General features: G+C 61.8%; 2 protein-coding genes. Both read left to right on the forward strand.

Annotation, left to right across the window (positions count from 1 at the left end):
• A partial coding sequence (locus AC1DT2_RS23705; protein ID WP_477299138.1) for a prolyl oligopeptidase family serine peptidase occupies positions 1-386 on the forward strand: 386 nt, incomplete at its 5' end.
• A gap of 171 nt (positions 387-557) precedes the next feature.
• A complete protein-coding gene (ppa, locus tag AC1DT2_RS23710; protein ID WP_063572247.1) occupies positions 558-1,091 on the forward strand; it encodes an inorganic diphosphatase in 534 nt (177 codons plus the stop codon).
• The last annotated feature ends 185 nt before the right edge of the window (positions 1,092-1,276 follow it).

Below are 1,276 nucleotides of genomic sequence, written 5' to 3' on the forward strand. Positions count from 1 at the left end.
ATCCGCAGCTGTACGGCGCGGTGGTCAGCCAGGTGGCCCTGCTCGACATGAAGCGCTACACGCACATGTCCGCCGGTGCCTCGTGGATGGCGGAATACGGTGATCCGGACAAACCGGAGGAATGGAAGTACATCCAGACCTTCTCGCCGTACCAGAACCTGCATAAGGGTACGAAGTATCCGCCCGTGCTGTTCACGACCTCCACGCGCGACGACCGTGTGGGGCCGGTACACGCCCGCAAGATGGCCGCGCGCATGCAGGCCATGGGCTTCGACGCCAGCCTCTACGAGAACCTCGAAGGTGGACATGGTGCCGCAGCGGACAACAAGCAGTCGGCGTTCATGAGCGCCCTGGCCTATACGTACCTCTGGGAACACCTGAAGTAAGCACATCCCGTGGGAACCGCTTCAGCGGCGAAAAGCCAACGAAGCGGTTTAGCGGGTGAGTCCACCGCCGGCATAGCCGGCTCCCACACAAAAAACAGGCACTTTGCCGGGGCCATGGCCGGGCGTTATCCTATTCGGCCGCCTTAACCCCTCGAATCACCAAGGAATCCCATGGGCCTGCACCTCGTTCCCGCCGGCAAGAATGTGCCGGACGAAATCAACGTCATCATCGAAATCCCCAAGGATGCCGAGCCCGTCAAGTACGAAGTGGACAAGGAAAGCGGCGCGATCTTCGTCGACCGCATCCTGTCGACCCCGATGCGCTACCCGTGCAACTACGGCTACGTGCCGGGCACCCTGGGTGGCGACGGCGACCCGCTCGACGCGCTGGTGATCCTGCCGCTGTCGCTGGTACCGGGCTCGGTGATCCGTTGCCATCCGGTCGGCATGCTGAAGATGACCGACGAAGCCGGTGCCGACGAGAAGCTCGTCGTGGTTCCGGTGGACAAGGTGTTTGCCGGCTACGCGCACATCAAGGATATCGGCCAGGTGTCCGGTCACTGGCTGGAGCGCATCGGTCACTTCTTCGAGCACTACAAGGATCTCGAGAAGGGCAAGTGGGTCAAGATCGACGGCTGGGTCGGCGCGGAAGAAGCCAAGGCGGAGATCGTCGCTGGCATGGGTCGTTACAAGGCCGATCACTGATCTGACGCAACCTGCTTGGTAGGAGCCGATGTGCGGTGGTCTAATTTTCCTGGACACCCATGTAGGAGCAAAATCCCTACCGAGGTGAATCATGGGATATCGACCGATCGACCCGGCGCTCAAGCGCCGGGCGGTGTGTTTAGTACTGGATGAGAACCGCTCCGTGCCTGCCGTGTGCGGGCTGC

The organism is Luteibacter sp. P4_E6 (genome assembly GCF_056401535.1).